This is a genomic window from Pelomicrobium sp. G1 (assembly GCF_051905455.1).
Lineage (GTDB): Bacteria > Pseudomonadota > Gammaproteobacteria > Burkholderiales > UBA6910 > Pelomicrobium.
This window is the reverse complement of sequence record NZ_JBQACR010000020.1, coordinates 1-18,581: the sequence shown is the minus strand read 5'-3', so window position 1 is coordinate 18,581 and position 18,581 is coordinate 1. Positions and strand designations below refer to the sequence as shown.

Below are 18,581 nucleotides of genomic sequence, written 5' to 3'. Positions count from 1 at the left end.
CCCAGGAGCGCCGGATGCCAAAGACCGAGCCCATTTTCCACCACGCCCTGTTCCCGGTGCTGCACGCCCTGCCCTGGCCGGCCGTGCTCCTGGACGAGGAAGGTCGGATCGTGTGCGCCAACGCCGAAATGCAGCGGCGGGGCCTGCGCCTCGATCCCCAGGCGCCCCCCCTGCTGCAGGAGGCGCTTCCCGACTACGCCGCGGCCCTGCGCGGCGGCATGGAAGAAGCCCAGGAGGCGCTGGTCACCCGCCAGGCGCAAGGCAAGGAGACGGTGGAGCGGGTGTGGCTGCGCCCCATCGCCAGCGGCGCGGTGCTGATCGTCACCGACGAGACGCGCCTTGCCGAGCTGGAGACCGAGCACGCCCAGACCGTGCGGCTCGCCTCCCTCGGCTTCATGCTGGCCGGGGTGTGTCACGAGATCAGCAACCCCCTGGCGGCGATCCACTCCATGCTCCAGATCCTCGAGTCCAGCGGCCGGCGCGATCCCGAAGTGCTGGAACAGGGCCTCGCCAGCATCTCGGCCAACGTGCGCCGCATCCTGGAGATCTCGCGCCAGCTTTCCGGCTTTTCCCGGGCCGCCACCGAGCCCCGGCGCCCCGTGGCGGTGGATTCCGTCCTGGAGGAGGCGCTCGCCCTGGTGCGCCACGAGCGCACGTACCGGGAGGTGGCCGTCGAGCACCACAAGGACCCGGCGGCGCTAGTGCGTGCAAACGCGCGAGAGCTGCTGCAGGTGTTCTTCAACGTCTTGGCCAACGCCGTGCAGGCCATGGAAGGGCGCGGGCGCATCCTCATCACCACCCGGCGGTTGGGGAATGAGCAGGTGGAGATCATGATCCAGGACGACGGGCCCGGCATCCGTCCCGAGCACCTCCCGAAGCTCTTCGACCCCTTCTTCAGCACCAAGGCGCGGGGGGAAGGCACCGGGCTCGGGCTTACCATCAGCAACGAGATCGTCCACGAGCACGGCGGCCGCATGCGGGCCGAGAGCACCTATGGCAAGGGCGCCCGGTTCTACATCGAGCTGCCCCTGTGGAGGCGACCGGAATGAACCATTCCAACCTGAAAATCCGCGCCCGCGACGAGCGCATCCTGGTGATCGACGACGACCTGGGCGTCGGCGAGTGCATCCAGTGCATGCTGCGCATCGCCGGCTACGAGAGCGTGTTCGTCACCACCGCCGCGGCGGGCCTGGAACGGGCTCAGAACGAGGCCTTCGACTTGGTGGTGAGCGACCTGCGCCTGCCGGACCGGAGCGGCATCGACGTGATCCGGGCGTTGCGCGAAGCGAGCCAGGACACGCCGGTGATCCTGATGACCAGCTACTCTTCCATCGAGAGCGCCATCGAGGCGCTGCGCACTGGCGCCACCGACTACATCATCAAGCCGTTCAACAACGACGACTTCCTGTACTCGGTGGAACGGGCCCTGGATGAGCAGCGGATGCGCAAAGAGAACGCGATGCTCAAGCGGAGCTTGAAACGCGTCTACTCGAGCCGCCGCATCATCGGGGAAAGCGAGGGCATCTTGCGGGTGCTGGACATGATCCGGCGGGTGGCCGCCTCCGACGCCAACGTGCTGATCGAGGGCGAGAGCGGCACGGGTAAGGAGCTGGTCGCCCAGGCGATCCACTACGCGAGCCCCCGTGCCGAGGGTCCTTTCGTTCCCATCAACTGCGGCGCGATTCCCGCCGACCTCCTGGAGTCGGAACTGTTCGGTCACGCCAAGGGGGCCTACACCGGGGCGGTGGCGGCAGCCGACGGGCTGATCCGGGAGGCGAGCGGCGGAACCCTGTTCCTGGACGAAATCTCGGAACTGGCGCTCAACCTGCAGGTGAAGCTCCTGCGGGTGTTGCAGGAGCGGCAGGTGCGGCCGCTGGGGTCGAAGCACACCTACGCCACCGACGCCCGCTTCCTCGCCGCGAGCAACCGGGACCTGAAGCAGGCCATGGAGCAAGGCCTGTTTCGCGCCGACCTGTATTACCGGCTCAACGTGATCACCATCCACGTGCCTCCCCTGCGGGAGCGGGGCCGGGACGTGGAAATCCTAGCCCAGCACTTCATCGAGGAGCACAGCCGGCGGCTGGGTAAGCGCATCACCGGCATGAGCCCGGCCATGCGGGATTTCCTCTACAGCTATCCCTGGCCGGGCAACGTGCGCGAGCTGGAAAACCTGATCGAGCGCAGTGTCATATTGACCGAGGGCAGCGTCCTCTCCCTCCAGGACCCCCCCGCCAAGGGGGCGGCGACGGCCCCCGGCGCGGGGACGGCCGGCGAGTTCCTCGACCGCCCCTTGCCCGTGGAGGAGTACATGAAGGAGGTGGTGCGGCGCTACCAGGACACCCACAGCGAGATGGAGCTGGCCGCCATGCTGGGGGTGGGCCGCAAGGCCCTGTGGGTGCGGCGCCGGCGCTGGGGACTGTACCGAAACGGCGATCCTCGAAGGGAGGGCACGGGAAGAGGAGGCCTAAAACGGTCCGCCTGAACCGGTGGAAGCGTGTTTCCATCCGCACGCGATGTTTCGATCGGAAACCCGGCCCCCGCGGAAGCGGGGAGCCCCGAAGCCCGGGCGAAGGGTTAAGTCCCTGTCCCCAATCGATACTTCGGTTTGGCACATGGCTTGCTAGAAGCCGATACATTCCCAACCGTCCACTCATCGGAGGAGCGAGCCGTGGCAGGAGCAGCGACCGAGCAAAAGCGCAAGAAAGTCACCATCCCCATGCTCATGGAGAAAAAGAAGCGCGGGGAGCCGATCGTGCAATTGGCCGTCTACGATTATGCGAACGCCATCATCGCGGATCGGGTGGGGGTGGACATCCTGTGCGTGTCGGACACGGGCGGCATGGTGCTGTTCGGCCACGAGGACACCACCTCGGTCTCCTTCGAGGAGGTGATGTTCATGGCCCAGGCGGTCAAGCGCGGCTCCCAGTACGGGCTACGCATGGTGGACATGCCCTACATGAGCTTCCACCTCTCCACCCAGCAGGCGGTGGACAACGCCGCCAAGTACGTCTCCCAGGGGGGCGCCGAAGTGATGAAATGCGAGGGCAACCAGCACCACGCCAAGTACGTGGAGGCGATCGTCAAGGCCGGCATCCCGGTGCAGGGCCACATCGGCATCACTCCCATGCGCATCCCCCAGCTCGGGGGCTTCGCCGCCCAGGGCAAGACCGCCGACCGGGCCAAGGAGCTGATCGACGACGCCATGGCCTTCTACGACGCCGGCTGCTTCTCCATCCTGTGCGAGGTGACCACCTCCGAGGTGTGCCAGTATCTGGCCGAGACCCTGCCGATTCCCATCATCAGTCTGGGGGCGGGCAACCGGGCGGACGGGGTGCACATCATCGGCTCGGACCTCTTCCACCTGTACGAGAAGCACACCCCGCGCCACTCTAAGGTCTACGTGGACCTGATCCCCATCATCGAGCAAGTCTACAAGGACTACATCAAGGACGTGCGCAACCGGGACTACCCGGGCCCCGAGCACACGGTGTTCATGAAGGAGGAGGAGCTCAAACGCTTCCAAGAGATGGTGGGATGGAAAAAGAAGTAGCCCCCGGCACCCCGGACGTCCTGTCCCAGGGCGTGGCCGCCTTCCTCGCCTCCAGCGCCTTTTTCGCCGATCTCACCACGGATCAGTTGGCGGCGCTCGCCCCCCTGTTCCGGGTGGAGGAATACCCCCAGGGCGCCGAAATCTACAACCTGGGCGACCAGGCGGTGGACTTCTACGTGCTGGTGGAGGGGCTGGTGCGCTTCACCATCGGCCGCGGCGGACGCCAAGCCACCGCGGGGGAGCTCATCCGCAGCGGCGAGATCTTCGGCTGGGCGGCGGTAGTAGAACGAGCCCAGCGGCGCATCGCCACCGCTTACTGCCTCACCGCTTGCAGGGTGCTGGCGATCAACGGCAACGAATTCCTGAAAGCCATGGACCGGGACCACAGCATGGGCTACCACGTGATGAAGCAGCTCAACTTCCTCATCACCGGAGAGCTCACTTCGTTCGCCTCCGGATGATATAGGCATAAACCGCATAGCCCGGCAGGCAAAAAGAAAAATTTATAACTATGAAAGATTTTTCTATTGCTTCCGGATATCTTCTGCGTTAAGAAGTTTGGACCTCGGAGGGGTTCGGTCAGATGAGCCGGCCGACGAGAGATCAAGCTCGCAGACGAAAGGGGGTGTGGACGGAAGGAGCCTGAGAGCCGTCCGCCGAGGGCTCGACCAGCGATAGTTGAAAGCGCCGGATAAGGAGAAGGCGGCAGGGTTTCCGCCGAGAAGATAGGGCATCGAGCGCAGGGAAAGCAGGGCCGTTCCCGGTGCAGGTGTTTTGCCTACGCCGGAATCTGCAGCAAACCTTAACGAGCAATCAGCCGACATGTTTGGGAGGTTTTCATGTTCACCAGCAATCCATTCGCCGCGGTGACGGAGCTTGTGCCTCCCTTCGCCATGCAGGTGTACGTCACCCTGATGGCAATCGCCGTTGCCGCTGGAACGCTGTTTGACATCTACCACAAGGGCAGCGGCAAGTACTTCGCGCTGCGGAGGGAAAGATCGAAGACCGCAGCCCCGAGACAGCTCAGCGGAGCCGAGAGGTTTTCGATAGCGATCAGGACCTTCGCGGAGGGGGCGGTCTCCGGCGAGTTCTGCAAATGGCTGAGGCGCCTGTCTCATCTTTTGATGATGTACGGCTTCCTGCTGTACGTGATCACGACCCTGGTGATGGTCTTCGGCTATGCCGGCGCCGCCCACACGCCGGCCGTCCTGCCGATCCTGTGGAACCTGGGCGCCCTGATGATCCTCGCCGGCGGTCTGTGGTTTTTCTTCTTCCTCAGAGTGAACGTGGCCTACGAGGGCCATCCGCCCTTCCGCCTGGTGCGCGCTGATCTTTTCGTGGGTTCCCTTGTGGCGAGCGCCGCGCTCGCCCTGGTTTGGCATTTTGTGCAGACGACGCTCCAGAGCCCGGCGGCCACCCTGCTGTTCTTCGGTCTCTACATCTTCTTCACAACCCTGCTCTTCGTTTCCGTTCCCTGGTCCAAGTTCGCCCACATGTTCTACAAGCCCGCGGTGGCGTACCAGCGCAGAATCGAGGAGGCGAGCGGCGCCTCCGACCTGCCGACGCCCGCCGGCGGCCTCCACTGCAGGAACTGAAGCCATGCCGACCTACGTGGACATGACGCGCTGCGACGGCTGCGGCGAGTGCGTGGACATCTGTCCGTCGGACATCATGCACATCGATCCGGTCTACCGCCGGTCCTACAACATCGAGCCCAACTTCTGCTGGGAGTGCTATTCGTGCGTGAAGGCCTGCCCGCAGCACGCGATCGACGTGCGGGGCTATTCCGACTTCGCACCCCTCGGCCACAAGGTCCGGGTGCTCCGCGACCGGCAGAGCAACCGCGTCTACTGGAAGATCCGCTACCGCGACGGGCGGGTGAAGGAGTTCACCTTCCCCATCCGGACCACCCCCTGGGGCTCCATCAAGCCGCCGTCGGAATACGAGCGGCCCGACGCCAGGGCGCTCGCCTCGCCGATGCTGGCCCACGAGCCCGAGGCGCTCAAGGTAGAAGCGCTGCCCGTGCTGCCGCGGCCGGAAAAGGGGTGACGCCATGGCCAGAAGAACCCGGTTCGTTGACTCGGACATCCTCATCATTGGCGGCGGCTTCGGCGGCTGCGGGGCCGCTTACGAATCCCGCTACTGGGGCCGGGACCTGAAGATCGTCCTGGTGGAAAAGGCGAACATCGAAAGGAGCGGCGCCGTCGCCCACGGGCTCTCGGCGATCAATTGCTACATGGGCATGCGCTGGAACGAGAACCAGCCTGAAGACTTCGTGCGTTACGCCCGCGGGGACCTCATGGGCTTGGTGCGCGAGGACCTGGTCTATGACATCGCCCGCCACGTGGATTCCACGGTGCACAAGTTCGAAGAGTGGGGCCTGCCGATCATGAAGAACCCCCAGACCGGCCGGTACCTGAGGGAAGGCAAGTGGCAGATCATGATCCACGGCGAGAGCTATAAGCCCATCATCGCCGAGGCCGCCAGAAAAGCCGCGAGCGAGGTATACAACCGCATCATGGTCACCCACTTGTTGACGGACAGGAGCGACCCCAATCGCATCGCCGGCGCCGTCGGCTTCAGCGTGCGCAGCGGCGACTTCTACGTCTTCCGGGCGAAGGCGGTGATCGTCGCCGCCGGCGGCGCCTCCCACATTTACCGGCCCAGAGCGATCGGCGAAGGCACCGGCCGGACCTGGTACGCGCCGTGGAGCAGCGCGTCGGCCTACGGTCTCCTGATACCGACGGGCGCGAAGATGATTCAAATGGAAAACCGCATCGTGCTTGCCCGCTTCAAGGACGGCTATGGCCCGGTCGGTGCCTGGTTCCTGCTGCTCAAGTCCCAGGCCACCAACGCCTACGGCGAAAGCTACGAGGCGAAGTACCTGGACCAGCTCAACGAGATGGTGGGGGAAAAATACACCAAGAGCCATCCGTTTCCCACCTGCCTGCGCAACCACGCCATGATCGAGGAGATGAAGGCCGGCCGGGGCCCGATCTACATGCAGACCCAGCACGTCCTCGACACCAAGGAAAAAGAGGAGATCGGCTGGGAGGATTTCCTCGACATGACCATCGGCCAGGCGGTGGTCTGGGCGTCCCAGAACATCGATCCCAAGGAGAGGCCCTCCGAGCTGATCACCTCCGAGCCCTATGTCATGGGCTCCCACGCCACCTGCTCCGGCGCCTGGGCGAGCGGGCCGGAGGACGTGGCGCCTGCGGATTACCAGTGGGGATACAACCGCATGACCACGGTGCAGGGGCTCTTCGGGGCGGGGGACACGATCGGCGGTTCCGCCCACAAGTTTTCTTCCGGCTCTTTCACCGAGGGAAGGCTGGCCGGCAAGGCGGCAGTCCGCTACGTCCTGGACCGGAAAGGCGACGAGCCCCGGCTGGACGAAACCCGGGTGAACAAGCTCGAGCAGACCGTCTTCAAGCCGCTGGAAAACTACCGGGTGGGAAGGAACGAGATCGTCGCCGGCACCGTCGCTCCGGGCTATTTGCTGCCCCTTCACGGCCTGCAGCGGCTGGAGAAGCTCATGGACGAGTACGTGGGCGGCTACAGCACCTTTTACGTGACCAACGAACCGCTGCTCAATCGGGGCCTGGAGCTGCTCACCATGCTCAAGGAGGACCTCGAACATCTCGGCGCCGAGGACCTGCACCAGCTCCAGCGGGCCTGGGAGCTCCACCACCGGGTCCTGACGGCGGAAGCGGTGGCCCGGCACACGCTGTTCCGGCAGGAAACCCGCTGGCCGGGCTACTACTATCGCGCCGATTACCCGAAGCTGAACGACGCCGAGTGGCACGTTTTCACCGCCTCCCAATACGATGCCGACACGGGCGAATGGCACATGAGCAAGCTGCCCGTGCACCACATCGTTGAGCAGAAGTGACCCTGCTCCTTTTGCTGGTCGTCGCCTTCCTGGTGGGCGCCCTGATCGGCGCGGTAGGCATCGGGGGAATCCTGCTGATCCCCGCCCTCACCGCCTTGGCCGGGCTGGTCATCCACGAGGCGATGGCGACCGCTCTCTTCACCTTCCTCTTCACCGGGCTCCTCGGCACCTGGCTGTTCCAGCGCCGAGGCAGCATCGACTGGCGCCTGGCCGTGCCGGTGTGCGCCGGCGCCGCCGTGTTCGCCTTCTTCGGCGCCTGGGCCAACTCCCGGCTCCAGGCCCCCGCCCTCGGCGCCATCCTCGCCGGGATCATCATCTTCGCCGGCGTCTATACCCTCGCTTCCTGGCACGGGGCGCCCAACCCAGCGCTGGACGACCATCCGTCGGGACAGAAAGCGCTCCTCCTCGCGATCGGCGCGGTCTCCGGCTTCGGCTCCGGCCTCACCGGCGTGGGCGGCCCGGCCCTCTCCGTGCCCCTCATGGTCCTGTTCGGCTTCCCGGCGCTGCCCACCATCGGCGTATCCCAGGTGATCCAGATCCTGGCGGCCGCCTCGGGAACCCTGGGCAACCTGCAATACGGCACGATCAATTTCCAGGTAGCCGTCCCGGTCACGGTGATGGAGATCGTGGGCGTGGCGGTCGGGGTGAAGATCGTCCACGCCGTCAACGTCCAGCTCGTGCGCCGCTTCGTCGCCGTGCTGTGCGTCGTGGTGGGGGCGGGACTCCTGGCGCGGGCCTTGAGCGTCGTGTAAGCCGCGGACGGGCACGAATTCTCGCGATTAAAACTGGTCGTTTTCTCATTCGTGGGCGTTCGCGTTCATTGGTGGCCGAAGAAGCCTTTGTGATCGATCATGCAGGCGAGTCTTCTGGAGCCTCCCCTCACCGCCACCTTTCGCGCCCGCGGCATCCCCCTGGACCCCTTCGGTCCCAGGCTCTTCGTTCCCCGCCATTTCGGCGATCCCCTCGCCGAGCAACGCGCCACCCGCACGAGCGCGGGCCTCTACGATTTCTCCTTCATGGGCTGCTTCGAAGCGCGCGGACCGGAGGCCCTGTCGTTTCTCCAGCGCCTACAAACCCGGGATCTGGAGGGGCTTGCCCCCGGGCGGCTCGCCTACACCCTGCTCCTGCGAGAGGACGGAAGCGTTTTCATCGACGCCACCGTCTGGCGCATCGGGGAGGCGCATTATTGGATCGTGACCGGGCGGCGCTCGGACATCGACCATGTGGGACGGGTGGCCGCGGATTTTGACGTCCAGATCCAGGACCGCTCCGGCCGGGACGCCGTCATCGCCCTCCAGGGACCCGCTAGCGCCGCCCTGCTCCGGCGCTGCGGCGCCGGCGCCTTGCCGGGTTATTTCGCTTTCCTCGAAACTCGCTTGTTCGGGGAGCCGTGCCGGGTGGCCCGCATCGGCTACACCGGGGAGCTGGGCTACGAAATTTTTGTCGATAGAGCAGCCACGAAGGCGCTGTGGGAAGGGCTGGTCGATGCGGGCCGGAGCGCCGGCCTCGCGGAATGCGGGTTCGCTGCGGCGGACGCTCTGCGGGTGGAGGGCGGGTTCATCCTCTTTTCCCGTGAGCTGGCGGATCCCGCGACTCCCCAGGAGCTGGGCCTCGGCCGGTTGCTCTCGGCCCGTAAGCGCTACTTGGGCGCGGCCGCCCTCGCCCGTCGCCCGGAGGGGAAAAGACTGACAGGGCTTTTGCCCGAGCCGCGTTTCCAGGAGGAGGTGCTGGCTCTCGACCCGCCCCTAGGGCCGCCCGCGCCCGGCCTCGCCGTGCTCACCAGCGCGGTCCGCTCAGCCCTGTTTCGGCGGACGCTCGCCATGGGGTTCGTGCACCCGGAGGACCGCTACCCGGGCACCCGGGTGCGCCTGGGACCCGGACTGACCGGGCGCGTGGCGCGGCTGCCTTTCTACGATCCGTTGAAGCGGGTGCCGCGAGCACCGGTTGACGGCTGAATGGACCATAATCGAGCACTGGCGCTTCGCTCTGAACGGGTCAGGGATGACCTGCGGGCTCCGTCGCGCCGCTGTGCAGGAACTGGCATCAGCCCTAAGACCATGAGTCCGAAGCTTAATAGCCTCCTCGATCCGCCTTATCCGGTTCCCTTGCATTTGTTGCCACCAGCCCCTTGACGAAACCCGACTTTCGGATGGGGGACCAGCGTGATCTGCGGCCCCTCGCCGCGAAAGTGAGGCGGCCATGACGACGTATGCCGGTTCGCCGCTGGAACGGCGGGGATGATCCATGTCTCGAGCTCATGAAGAACCCCGACGTCCCTCGCGATGCGGTATTTAATACTGTGGATGCATTCCCGATCCCGAAACTCGCAAAGGTTCTCGCTGGTACCCCCGCACGGCCCGTTCGCGAGCCCTTTGGGACACGTTTCTGGACAAACATACTGGGTCGCGGCCAGGCGGCACATCCCGCACGTCTCGCACCCGAAGAGCGGCCCCTTGATCGCCCGCTCCACCCGCTCTAGTAGCGCGTCCCCCAACCCGTGTCGCCTGATCGGCCGCAGCAAGGGCGCCATGGCGCGGGCTGCGAGGCCCCTATCGAACATGAAACTGTGAACCCGATCCATAAGGGAGTACTTGACTCGCTCCCTTGTTCGGGTGCGCCTCACTCGCGGCCTGGCGAGGTACCAGGGCTCGTGAGCGGGGGCGGGGTCTGCCTGTCCGCCCTCCGGCAGCGCAAGGGCCTCGTTCCACGCTTTGCTCCATGTAACGCGGTCGGTGCATAGGTCCGAGAGCTCGCGCAGCTCCGCTTGCAGCGCTCTGAGCTTCTCGATCGAGTGGATACCTGTGATCTGCACACCTGCATACCCGTAAAAGCGCACGCCCAGAATTTGCAGGGCCAGGCGGCGCAATACGCGCGAAGCGCCCTTGTCCGACATCAGACGCTCTTCCGCCTCCAGCAGCGAAAGCATCGAATCTGTCACGGTGACGCCCGGAAGCTGGTGTTGGCGCATGTAGCGCGCTCGCGCCGCAGAAAGCGGCATCACGTTCGCCACGAGAGGAATACGGTAACCGCGCGCCTCCACCCAGAAAAGCGCCTCCTCGTATTTGAGCATGTCAAACCCGATCTGGGTGATGATGAAGTTCGCGCCAGCGCCGACTTTTTTTCCAAGCTTCAAATACTGGGCCATGGCGTCCTCTTCGCGATACTTGAATGGATTCAGGGCTGCAGCAATCAGCAGGTTCGGATATGCACGGCGCGCTTCGTAGATCGCCGGCACTGATTCCAAGTAACGGGGCCGCCGGTCCATCGGCTCTTCCTTCAGGCGGTCGCCGGTGAGAATCAATATGTTCTCGAGGCCGTTGTCCTCCATGCGCTGGAGGAAGTCTTGAAATTGATCGAGCTCCCGCCCCTTGCCAGAAAAGTGCACCAGCGGCTGCTTTCCGCTATGGTCGAGCAAATGAGAAGCGGCCGCGATAGGGTCAGGATCGCGGTCGGACACGACCCGGTCGGTTACCGAGAAGCCCGCGAGACCCGATTCGTCCTTCATGATCTCCGCGATGCCGCCGAGCTTGTGAAGCTCGTCTCGGAGCACTTTGTCCACGGAGGGGATGAACTCGATCGTCCAGAAAAAGCGACCGTCGCGCAAAGATTCGCTCAGCGCATTCGCACCCGGCTGTATTGCGTGCCCGACGTGGATTGCCAAAGGCGCAACGCTACTCATTCATCCCTTTCGCCATCGCGACGAGGCGCTCCATTTCTTTGGCCGCGGCAGTGCCCTTGACAAAACCCTTGAGAGCCTCTTCGTACAGGAGTCCGAGAGCCTGGTCCTTCAGGTCTGCATAGATGTCCGACGTGAGCATGTGAAACTCGCGTGGCCGCGGCAGCGGAACATCGATGACCGCCTTCACTGCAGTCGGCTTGTAGCTCAGGATCACCAGGCGGTCCGCAAGGAAGATCGCCTCTTCCACCTCGGAGGTTACGAACAAGGTAGTCATATGGTTTTCTTCGAAGAGCCCCAGGAAGTACTCTTGCATCAGCCCACGCGTCATGTGATCGAGGCCGCGGAACGGCTCGTCCAGCAGCATGAGCCTCGGTTTGTTGATCAGGGCCCGCGCCACCTCCGCACGGCGCTGCATTCCGCCCGAGAGCTCTTCGGGAAACCGATCTTCGAAGCCCTTGAGCCCCACCTTTGCGAGCAATCGGATCGCCTCTTCTCTCGCGCTGTCGGCTGGGATGCCCTTCTGAATGGGGCCATAGGCTACATTGTCGAGCAGCGACATCCAGGGAAACAACGCCGTCTCCTGGAACACGACGATTCGGTCTGGCCCGGGGCGCTCCACGCGGTCCCCATCGATGGTGATCTCGCCGAGACTTGGTTTCTCATATCCTGCGATCAGCTTGACCAGCGTGCTTTTACCGCAGCCGGATGGTCCGATCAGCACCGTCAGTTTCCCTGGGTCGATATCGAAAGAACACTTGCGCAAGACGACCTCAGGTCGGTCCCCTCGCGCGTAAACCTTTCCCACGTTCGCAATCCGCGTGTGCCCTACCGTGGAGATCGCCGTTAAGCTCCTCATTGCATTCTCCTATGCGAGCTCCCGCTCTCCCGCGGCGAAAGCCTTCACCGCCTCTTCGTGCACCGCCTCGATGGCCTCGTCCTTGAGCCGCATAAACTCCGGTGCAGCGAGAATCTTCGTGCTGCGGGGCCGGGGCAGGTCGACCAGGATGGTCTGCTTGATCCGCCCTGGCCGCGTCGTCATCACCAATACCCGGTCGGCGAGATAAATCGCCTCCTCCAAGTCGTGAGTGATGAACAGGACCGTCTTGTGCGAGAGGTCGTAGAGCTCGAGCAGGGCGTTGTGCGTCACCGTCTTGGTGAGGGCATCCAGACCGCGGAACGGTTCGTCCAGCAGAATGACCCGGGGGTCGTTCAGGAGCGCACGAATGATCTCCACGCGCCGGCACATCCCCGACGAAATCGAACCTGGATAGAGTTCTTCGATATCGGTAAGCCCTACCCGAGCGAGCAGCTCTCGCGCCCTCACGACCGCCGCCTCCTCGCTCATGCGCTTTTGCACTACCGGGCCCCGAATGAGGTTTTCCCGAATCGTGGCCCAGGGGAACAGCGCGCCGTTCTGGAACACGACGATGCGGTCCGGCCCTGGTTTCGGCCTGGCGCCTGGCCGGTTGACGCATTCGCCGTCCAGGTAGATCACGCCGTCGGTCAGCGTGTCAAAGCCCGCGATGGCGTTGAGCAGCGTCGACTTTCCACAGCCAGACGGCCCGACGATGGCACAGAACTCCCCAGGACGGATCTCGATCGAGCAGTCATCGACCGCCACCACGGCGCGGCCGAGAGGATCATAGATCTTGCCAGCGTTGCGAATGGAAACCCATCCCGAGCGGTTCATCACCGCCCGCTCGTGTCCCGCAAACGCCCGCGCCAGCTCCTGCAGCAGCTCGTGGCCTTCCCTTCCGCCGTATTCCCGGCATTTGTCCTGGAACCACCGTCCGTTCAGAGCGAGCACCTTGCTCGCCCGCTCGCACCGCGCCGAAATCACGCGCCTGGGCATCCCCTGAACCAGGGCAGCAAAGCCGAACAACTGTCCCGGAGCGCTCACTTCGCGCGCCACGGAGAATTGTTCCTCGGCGGCCTGGACCTCGGGATGTCCCACCTTTCCATCCACCAAGATGTAAAAATCTGTTGCTGGATCGTTTTTAGCGAAGATGAATTGACCTTTCTCAAAGGACTGCTCAACGGCGACTTCCGCAGCCTCCTTGAGAACCTCTAGAGGCGCCTTTCTCAGGAATGAGCTCAGGCGCAGCAGCTTGAGTTTTTCCTCGGTGGTAAGCATGACGACCCCTCGATGCGCGTTCCTTGAATCGCAGGTTCCGGACCAGTGCAGCGTCCGTCCCTCAAGCGCGGCGCCAAGGCATGGCAATCTTCCCTATCCAGCTCATGATCCCGCTGGAGATCATGCCAGCGACGCCGATGCTCAACATGCCGATGACGATCCCCACGAGTGACTGGCCCATGTAAGCTTTCCATGTCAAGTAGCCTAGGCCGTTGTTGCCGGAAGCCATCTCCGCGGCGATCACCACTTCCCAAGTAATCCCGATGGCGATGGTGAGCCCCGTAAATACGGAGGGTAGGGCGCCAGGCACCAGAATCTTCCAGAACAGCGCCCTCGGGCTCGAACCTAACGACCTGGCCGCCTGGATGTAGCGCACGTCGATGTTGTCGATGCCGGAGAGCACGTTGATGAAAATGGGGAAAAAAGCCCCCATGAAGGTGAGGAACACCATGGTCATCTCCGCTGACGGCCAGAACAAGATCGACAGCGGCAGCCACGCCAGCGGCGGAATCGGCCTGAAGATCTCAAGAATGGGAAATGACATGTACCGGAATTTTCGCTGCAGCCCCATCGCGAGCCCCAATGCGAGCGCCAATCCAGCGGCGATGAAGAAACCCAGAAATACCCGGCATCCGCTGCTCACCCAGCTCATCCAGTAGCCTTCCTGTGCCATCTGCTCAGGGATCCCTTTGACCACCTCGACCGGCGTCGGCATGACCGCCATCAACCCCACCATGCGCGCGAGCTGCCAAATCAGGAAGAACGACAGGATGCCCAGGACGCCCTGCCAGATCACGGGATTCTTGATACGGGTGACCAGTCGTGTCTGCCAAGAGGGACGCAATGCCTTCGTCGCCGTATTCACGCCACACCTCGCTCCTTGCTCTGCCACGCCATTAGCCACTCTCCGACTTTGCGGATGATGGCGCTCGAGACATAACCCAGCACACCCAGGGTGATCATTCCGATAAAGATGTTCGGTAACGCGACCTGGACGTATCCGTCGAAGATCATGTATCCGAGGCCGGAGCGTCCGGCGATCAGTTCTCCCCCGACCAGGGAGAACCAGGCCACGCCCATCGCGATCTGAAGCCCGGTAAAAATGAACGGCAAAGCGCCCGGGACCACGACCCGGATTAGTACCTGCCAGCGGTTGTAGCCGAGACAAGCGGCGGCGCGAAAATACGATTCATGAATCGAGCGCACCCCCAGGTAGGTATTCAGCACCGTCGCGAAAAATGCCGACAGCATGGTGACGAAGATGACCGGCATCTCCGTCCCATAGAGCATCAGCACAGCCAACGGAACCCAAGCGAGGGGCGGAATCGGGCGCAACATCTCGACCACCGGGAAGATCAGGTTGCGCATGAGCCGGCTCCAGCCGAGCAGGATGCCGAGGGGCGTTCCCACCAGGATGGCAATCGCAAACGCCGTATACACCCGAAGCGTGCTGACCGCGATGTGCTCGTAATAAACCGGCGTAAACAGCGAGACGCCGTATTTCGGCTCCAAGCTCACCCATTCCCTGAACAGGAACAAAGGGTCCGGAATGAATTCGAAGCGGGGCAGCGAGAAGAACTTGGTCAGGACATACCAAATCGAAAAGAAGCCCGCAAACCCGAGAATCCCGTACAGGAATTTATGGCCCTTGAGAAACCTGGTCGCACGGCTTGCGACATCCCCTGCCGCCACAGGCCAATCGCTCGACTGCGTCAATCTTCTGTCATAGTCGTCAAGCAGGCCAGCTTCCGCTATCCGAAGCCCCGCGCCAGGAACAGGTGTCGTCAGCGCTTTAATCACTGGGATTCGTGCCATAGTCCGTCCGTTTTAAATTGCAACTCCTCTCGGAGCACGTCATGCGCCTGGCAGAATGCTGCGGCCTTTCTCATAGGCTGATCGTCTACTTGATCAGCTCATCGCCTTTGAAGGGATTCTTGGTTCCTGCCTTGATTTCGAACAATCCCTTGCTTGGATCGAGCCCCAACTCCTTGAACGCCTGAACCACCAAATCGTCCTGCAGCGCTTCCGGGTGCAGATCCGGCTCATGGACGACCTGGATCTCGCGCAGAAAGGCATAGCCTCGTTTCAGAAGCTCGCGCACTTCCGGGGTGAATGTCATGACCCCTTTCAGGGCTATGTCGTCCGCCCCTGTCTCTGCGGGCGGCCTTCCGTAGATGGCATACCAGAGGTTTTCCTTGGTGTACTCGGGCAGCTCCTTCTTGACGTAGTTGATGGTCTCGATCGGGCGATCGCGCAGAAAATAGAGCGCTTCGATGTTGGCCTTCAGCCAAGCGATGGCAACATCGCGGTTTTTCTCGATGAAGTCCTTACGCATGACCACCGTGTTGGCGTCGCCCTCTCCGTACGCCGCAGGGGAAACCGCGAACCGGGCGTGGCCGTCGAACACCGCCTTCGACAGGTGAGGCTCGTACAATGCGGCGGCGTCGATCTTCTTGGCCTGCAGGCTGGTGACGATCACTTCTGCTTGCATCTGCTGCCAGGTGACCTTGATGCCTTCTTTCTTGAGCATGTACTGACCGAGCCTATCGGCGCAGCTCCCCTTCGGCACTCCCACCACTTTGCCGTCGAGCCACTTGATGGCCTCCTTGTAGCCACCGAACTTGGGTGCATCAGAGCGCACTAGCAGCATGCCGCACATACGACCGTTGGAGATCTCGTTCACGGCCACGATGTTGATGGGCGCCAGGGCACGCTTGGTCGTGGCGACGATCGACGGGTTGTCGCCGATGTAGCCGATCTGCTGCTTATTTGCAATCAGGTCGGTGATCACCGGGGGGCCCTGAAGATTGCGCTTCCAGTTCACTTTGCTGCCCTTGGGAAGCCATTTTTCCCATAGCCTGGCCTCCTTCATGATCACCGTGTCCCAAGCTCCGGTCCATGCCAGCCAGTAGTTGCTGCTGATCTCTACCGGCGGTCCGTCTAGCTGCTTGGCCTTGGCCGCGATACTCCTGTAGTCTGCGTCGTTATACCCGGCGGCAACCGCAGGGGCCGAAGCGATCGCCGCCGCAGCCGTGAACGCCAACGCCAGGCGCCTGAAGGAACGCGATGTGCGGCGGTGTGCATGCATGACAGATCCTCCTCCTTATCGAAACGTATCGCTCTCCGCTTCGGGTAGGCCGCTTACCAGACCGCCTGCGCGGATCCAGATTTCGCAGCTCCTTCCATCTTGAGAAACTTCTCGTGCTCCTCGGGCGTCATGTGGAAGCTGTCCTCCTCCAGCGGGTAGGCGCCGGCAACAGTCTCGTCCCGGTAGCGGCGCAGGCCTTCTTCGATCATGGGACCCACATTGACGAAGCCGCCGCGATTTTTCGGTATGGGAAACGCGCTGTAGCCCACCACGTCGCCGCTGATGTGATAAACGCCGTCATTCACCCGGCCACCCCCCAACGTAATCACGGGCACCGGCAAGGTGCGGGTAAGGTACGCCGCGACCTCGGTGGGCACCTGCTCCACGATGAAGCCGAACACGCCGGCATCGACAAAGGCCCGCGCGGTCTCGGCGATCTCCCGCGCTTCTTGAGCCGTCTTGCCTTTGATGCCGAAGCCGCTTTGCTCGGTACGGCGAGAGGCCATCATGCCGATGTGCCCCATGACCGGGATCCCGGCCCGCACGATTTCCGCGATGTATTCGGCGGTATAGCGGTTGCCTTCGCATTTCACCGCGTCCGCGCCGCCCTCGGCGATCAGGCGCCCGGCGTTGGTGATTGCTTGTTCCTTGGACGCATGATAGGTGAGGTAGGGCATGTGAGCGACGATAAAGCCATAGCGTGCAACTCGGCTGACTGCCTGGGTCATGAAGAGCTGCTCTTCGAATTTGACCGTCGTTGGGTCCTTATGTGCGAACAGCGACATCGGGCCCGCGTTGCCGATGATGAGCAGATCGAAGCCGACCCGGTCGGCGATGGCCGCCATCGGTGCGTCGTAAACTCCGATCGCCGTGATCGGCTCTCGACGTGCCTTTTTCTGGCGCAGATAGTTCAAGGTGACTTTTTTTCGAATGTTCTCCGACATGGTTTACTCCTGGTCAAGACGCCTTACGGTTCGAGTCATTTTTATCCCGCAGCAGGTTGCCTTTCTGTCACTAGCGTGACATTTGATGGATTTAATATGTCTCCAACGCGACATATTTATGCTAAGATAGGCGTGAGGATTGCCGATTTACCTGGAGCCCGCCCGGGAACGACGAATGGCTAACGTTGCGCCGTGGTACTGGAAGAAAGTCAACCTGTTCGACGAAGCCGATTCGCAGGCCCGCCAGGCGTTTTTCCAATGCGCCGAGCGGCACGAATATCGCAAGGGCCAGCATGTGTTCCGAGCTGACGATCCAGCAACCCGCGTATTTCTCCTGGAAAGCGGGGTGGTCAAGATTTACCAGCTCTCGCCTCAAGGCGCCGTGACCATTTTCTGGTTCTGCGTTCCGGGAGATCTTTTCGGGGCGGGGGGAATCACGGGATCTTTCGAGCAATCGGTGTATGGCCAGGCCGTAGAACGATCGACGGTTTTCACGATTCCACGCAAAGCGTTCGAGCAGGTACTAAAGGCGCATCCGCAGCTCGCAATAAACGTCATTCGACTGATGGGCGCGCGACTACGCCTCGCCTGCGACGCGATGACAGACAAGGTGTCCTTAAAGACAAATGTGCGCCTGGCGCGACTGCTGCTGCGCCTGGCGCAGAATTGGGGTTATCCGTGCGAGAAGGGAATCGAGCTCAGGGTCAAAATCACCCACCAGGAGCTCGCAAACATGATTGGCGCTTCTCGCCAGAGAGTGAATGAAAGCCTGCAGGTGTTTCAACGGAGGGGCTGGGTCAGTGTCGACGGCAGAAGGATAACGATCGCAAGCCCTGAGGAAATCCAGCGCTTGTTGGATGACGGTACGTTGTGACCGGATGCGTGGCGCGGCGGCCCTTCCATGATCCGATGAAGCGCCTGCCGCCAAGCCTCGCCGACTGATTATCAGACGGCAGCCCGGGCTCCACCCTGATGGAACCCCCGAACAAGTCATGCTCAGGCGCGCTCGGCGGCGGCGATGATGTTACCGAGCAGCATGGTCGCCGTCATCGGCCCCACGCCCCCGGCACCGGAGTGATCCAAGACGCCCTTTCCTTCATCGCCTCCAAGTACCGCTCGCGATCACCACTCCGTCGATGATATTCGCAGCTATGTCAATCCAGATTTGCTAGAACAATCCCACCACCTTGCCGTTTTCGTCCAGGTCGATTTTTTCGGCCGAGGGCACCTTGGGCAGCCCCGGCATGGTCATGATGTCGCCGCAGATCATGACCACGAACTCCGCCCCCGC

18 protein-coding genes and 1 pseudogene are annotated in these 18,581 nt (G+C 62.9%); 10 read left to right on the top strand and 9 right to left on the bottom strand.

Features of this window, described 5'->3' with window-relative positions:
* Positions 1 to 14 precede the first annotated feature (14 nt).
* From ACTFO6_RS16215 to ACTFO6_RS16175, 9 genes are all read left to right on the top strand, one after another.
* Entirely contained in the window at positions 15 to 1,049 is a 1,035-nt protein-coding gene (locus ACTFO6_RS16215; protein ID WP_439935481.1) for a sensor histidine kinase, read from the top strand.
* Positions 1,046 to 2,482, top strand: coding sequence for a sigma-54-dependent transcriptional regulator (locus ACTFO6_RS16210; protein ID WP_439935480.1), 1,437 nt, complete (start codon positions 1,046 to 1,048; stop codon positions 2,480 to 2,482). The genes ACTFO6_RS16215 and ACTFO6_RS16210 overlap by 4 nt, the downstream gene beginning before the upstream one ends.
* A 186-nt stretch (positions 2,483 to 2,668) precedes the next feature.
* Complete coding sequence (gene panB / locus ACTFO6_RS16205) at positions 2,669 to 3,550, top strand: 3-methyl-2-oxobutanoate hydroxymethyltransferase (RefSeq protein WP_439935479.1); 882 nt, start codon at positions 2,669 to 2,671, stop codon at positions 3,548 to 3,550.
* The gene (locus tag ACTFO6_RS16200; RefSeq protein WP_439935478.1) at positions 3,535 to 4,011 is read left to right on the top strand and encodes a Crp/Fnr family transcriptional regulator; all 477 of its coding nucleotides are present in this window, start codon (positions 3,535 to 3,537) and stop codon (positions 4,009 to 4,011) included. The genes panB and ACTFO6_RS16200 overlap by 16 nt, the downstream gene beginning before the upstream one ends.
* A 378-nt stretch (positions 4,012 to 4,389) precedes the next feature.
* Positions 4,390 to 5,145 (top strand): adenylyl-sulfate reductase, encoded by a 756-nt coding sequence (locus ACTFO6_RS16195; protein ID WP_439935477.1) that lies wholly within the window; start codon positions 4,390 to 4,392, stop codon positions 5,143 to 5,145.
* A 4-nt stretch (positions 5,146 to 5,149) separates the two neighbouring features.
* On the top strand, positions 5,150 to 5,599 hold the full coding sequence (gene aprB, locus ACTFO6_RS16190) for an adenylyl-sulfate reductase subunit beta (protein ID WP_439935476.1): 450 nt from the start codon (positions 5,150 to 5,152) through the stop codon (positions 5,597 to 5,599).
* 4 nt (positions 5,600 to 5,603) lie between these two features.
* Positions 5,604 to 7,445 carry an adenylyl-sulfate reductase subunit alpha gene (aprA, locus tag ACTFO6_RS16185; RefSeq protein ID WP_439935475.1) on the top strand — a complete coding sequence of 614 codons (1,842 nt, stop codon included), beginning with the start codon at positions 5,604 to 5,606 and terminating at the stop codon, positions 7,443 to 7,445.
* On the top strand, positions 7,442 to 8,197 hold the full coding sequence (locus tag ACTFO6_RS16180; RefSeq protein ID WP_439935474.1) for a sulfite exporter TauE/SafE family protein: 756 nt from the start codon (positions 7,442 to 7,444) through the stop codon (positions 8,195 to 8,197). Before aprA ends, ACTFO6_RS16180 begins: the two co-directional genes overlap by 4 nt.
* A 99-nt stretch (positions 8,198 to 8,296) precedes the next feature.
* Positions 8,297 to 9,400, top strand: coding sequence for an aminomethyltransferase family protein (locus ACTFO6_RS16175; protein WP_439935473.1), 1,104 nt, complete (start codon positions 8,297 to 8,299; stop codon positions 9,398 to 9,400).
* A 137-nt stretch (positions 9,401 to 9,537) separates the two neighbouring features.
* Here the strand turns inward: ACTFO6_RS16175 and ACTFO6_RS16170 are convergent, their stop codons facing one another.
* The 8 genes and pseudogenes from ACTFO6_RS16170 to ACTFO6_RS16135 all read right to left on the bottom strand — a co-directional run bounded on the left by ACTFO6_RS16170 (position 9,538) and on the right by ACTFO6_RS16135 (position 17,290).
* On the bottom strand, positions 9,538 to 11,124 hold the full coding sequence (locus ACTFO6_RS16170) for a methylenetetrahydrofolate reductase C-terminal domain-containing protein (protein WP_439935472.1): 1,587 nt from the start codon (positions 11,122 to 11,124) through the stop codon (positions 9,538 to 9,540).
* Complete coding sequence (locus ACTFO6_RS16165; protein ID WP_439935471.1) at positions 11,117 to 11,929, bottom strand: ABC transporter ATP-binding protein; 813 nt, start codon at positions 11,927 to 11,929, stop codon at positions 11,117 to 11,119. The genes ACTFO6_RS16170 and ACTFO6_RS16165 overlap by 8 nt, the downstream gene beginning before the upstream one ends.
* Positions 11,930 to 11,989: 60 nt before the next feature.
* A complete protein-coding gene (locus ACTFO6_RS16160; RefSeq protein ID WP_439935506.1) occupies positions 11,990 to 12,814 on the bottom strand; it encodes an ABC transporter ATP-binding protein in 825 nt (274 codons plus the stop codon).
* 84 nt (positions 12,815 to 12,898) lie between these two features.
* Positions 12,899 to 13,258 (bottom strand): annotated as a pseudogene (locus ACTFO6_RS16155) (cyclic nucleotide-binding domain-containing protein); the annotation flags it as partial.
* 61 nt (positions 13,259 to 13,319) lie between these two features.
* The gene (locus ACTFO6_RS16150; protein WP_439935470.1) at positions 13,320 to 14,123 is read right to left on the bottom strand and encodes an ABC transporter permease; all 804 of its coding nucleotides are present in this window, start codon (positions 14,121 to 14,123) and stop codon (positions 13,320 to 13,322) included.
* Entirely contained in the window at positions 14,120 to 15,058 is a 939-nt protein-coding gene (locus ACTFO6_RS16145) for an ABC transporter permease (RefSeq protein WP_439935469.1), read from the bottom strand. Before ACTFO6_RS16145 ends, ACTFO6_RS16150 begins: the two co-directional genes overlap by 4 nt.
* A 100-nt stretch (positions 15,059 to 15,158) precedes the next feature.
* Positions 15,159 to 16,346, bottom strand: a complete 1,188-nt coding sequence (locus tag ACTFO6_RS16140) for an ABC transporter substrate-binding protein (RefSeq protein WP_439935468.1) — start codon at positions 16,344 to 16,346, stop codon at positions 15,159 to 15,161.
* A gap of 53 nt (positions 16,347 to 16,399) precedes the next feature.
* A complete protein-coding gene (locus tag ACTFO6_RS16135; protein WP_439935467.1) occupies positions 16,400 to 17,290 on the bottom strand; it encodes a 3-methyl-2-oxobutanoate hydroxymethyltransferase in 891 nt (296 codons plus the stop codon).
* A gap of 175 nt (positions 17,291 to 17,465) precedes the next feature.
* Between ACTFO6_RS16135 and ACTFO6_RS16130 the strand changes: the two genes are divergently transcribed.
* Positions 17,466 to 18,164 carry a Crp/Fnr family transcriptional regulator gene (locus ACTFO6_RS16130; RefSeq protein ID WP_439935466.1) on the top strand — a complete coding sequence of 233 codons (699 nt, stop codon included), beginning with the start codon at positions 17,466 to 17,468 and terminating at the stop codon, positions 18,162 to 18,164.
* Positions 18,165 to 18,458: 294 nt separating this feature from the next.
* Here ACTFO6_RS16130 and ACTFO6_RS16125 read toward each other — a convergent pair.
* The coding region (locus tag ACTFO6_RS16125) for a formate--tetrahydrofolate ligase (RefSeq protein WP_439932770.1) at positions 18,459 to 18,581 on the bottom strand (123 nt) is incomplete at its 5' end.